The organism is Cypionkella sp. (assembly GCF_036782355.1).
Taxonomy (GTDB): Bacteria; Pseudomonadota; Alphaproteobacteria; order Rhodobacterales; family Rhodobacteraceae; genus Cypionkella.
The window spans coordinates 1-2,202 of sequence record NZ_DAIPZF010000072.1; the positions used below are offsets into that span (position 1 = coordinate 1).

Annotated in this window: 1 pseudogene; it reads right to left on the reverse strand. The window is 58.5% G+C overall.

Going from position 1 to position 2,202, the window contains the following annotated elements:
* Nucleotides 1-190 precede the first annotated feature (190 nt).
* Nucleotides 191-2,202, reverse strand: a pseudogene (locus V7Q10_RS15530) (DNA-directed RNA polymerase subunit beta'); the annotation flags it as partial.

Here is a 2,202-nt window from a genome sequence, read left to right on the forward strand (position 1 = left end):
GCGTATTGGATTTCATGGTGTGGCCTCTGGTTGCGCAGGGCATTGATATGGGGAGGCGAAGCGGGTTTGCCAAGGGTTTCAACCATGAAGGGGGCGCGGGATCTTTTGCTGCCTTGGTTGGAGGCACCGACCCCTTTAACGCAAAAGGCCCCGTGGTTTCCCACGGGGCCTTTTGGTTTAGATCACAAGATCACTCGTCGCGGTTTTCCATCTCGGCTGCATAGGCGGCAGCGAGATCGTTTTGCGGTGCAGGGGCCGGTGCGGCCAAGGCCACCGCGACTTCTGCTTCGGAACGACGCGCTTCGATCACCACGGTGTCGCGGGTGCTGGCGATGTTTTTCACCACACGCGTTGCACCACCGGTGCCCGCGGGGATCAAACGGCCGACGATCACGTTCTCTTTCAGGCCGACCAATTTGTCACGCTTGCCCTGCACCGAAGCTTCGGTAAGCACACGCGTGGTTTCTTGGAACGACGCCGCCGAGATAAAGCTGCGGGTTTGCAGCGAGGCTTTGGTGATCCCCAAAAGGATCGGTTCGGCCACCGCAAGACGCATCCCGTGCAACGCGGCCTTATCATTGGCCTCGTCCAGCTCGTGCTTGTCGACGTTTTCGCCTTTCAGCAACGTGGTTTCGCCCGAGTCGAGAACTTCGAACTTTTGCAGCATCTGGCGAACGATCACCTCGATGTGCTTGTCGTTGATCTTCACGCCCTGCAGACGATAGACGTCTTGAACTTCGTCGATCATGTAGTTCGCCAGCGCTTCGACACCCAAAATCCGCAGGATGTCATGTGGGGCCGGGTTGCCGTCCATGATGTAATCGCCCTTTTGGACGAAATCGCCTTCTTGCACAGGAATATGCTTGCCCTTCGGGATCATATATTCCTGAGCGTGCAGCGTTTCGTCGACAGGTTCGACCGTGATGCGACGCTTGTTCTTATAGTCCTTGCCAAAGCGCACATAGCCGTCGGCTTCTGCGATGATGGCATGGTCTTTTGGACGACGGGCTTCGAACAATTCTGCCACGCGAGGAAGACCCCCGGTGATGTCTTTGGTCTTGGCACCTTCGCGCGGAATACGCGCAACCACATCACCTGGCACCAGTTCCTGACCGTCTTCGACCGACAAAATCGCGTCGACCGACATTGGATAGGAAATCGGGTGGCCACCGTCATTGCGCACAGGCTCGCCAGTCGACGGGTCCATGACAATGACTTCTGGCTTCAGATCGCCGCCTTTTGGTGCCGAACGCCAGTCGGTGACGATTTTCTGCGTCATGCCGGTGGCTTCGTCGGTCTCGTCGCGCACAGAGATGCCCGGCACAAGATCCTTGAACTTCGCCACACCGGCCTTTTCGGCGATGATCGGAAGCGTATAGGGGTCCCATTCGAACAGCTTGTTGCCACGCTTGACCATTGCGCCGTCTTTAACGTGCAGTTTCGCGCCATAGGTCAGCTTGTGAACCGCGCGGTCGGTGCCGCCCTCGTCCAAGATTGCGATCGACATGTTCCGGCCGATCACAATCTGCTCGCCAGCGGCGTTGGACAGAAGGTTGGCGTTACGGAACTCGATCTTGCCTTCTTGGCTTGATTCAAGGAACGACTGCTGGCCGCCTTGCGCCACGCCGCCGATGTGGAAGGTCCGCATCGTCAGCTGGGTGCCAGGTTCACCGATCGACTGTGCCGCGATGATGCCCACGGCTTCGCCTTGGTTCACCAAGGTGCCGCGTGCAAGGTCACGACCATAGCACATTGCGCAAACGCCTTCTTCAGCGTCACAGGTCAGTGGCGAGCGAATGCGCGAAGTGGTCACGCCTTTGGCGTTGATCAAATCGGCACGACGCTCGTCAATCAGCTCGCCGCGGGCAACCAGAACTTCGCCGGTTGCTGGCACAACGATATCGTCGGCAGCCACACGGCCCAGCACACGCTCGGCCAAAGACTGCACCACTTCGCCGTCGTTCACAGCCACATCCGCGGTGATGCCGCGTTCGGTGCCGCAATCATGCTGACGGATGATGCAGTCTTGTGCAACGTCCACCAGACGACGGGTCAGATAGCCCGAGTTCGCGGTCTTCAACGCGGTGTCCGCAAGGCCCTTACGCGCCCCGTGGGTCGAGTTGAAGTATTCGAGAACCGTCAGACCCTCTTTAAAGTTCGAGATGATCGGCGTCTCGATGATTTCGCCGTTTGGCTTGGCCA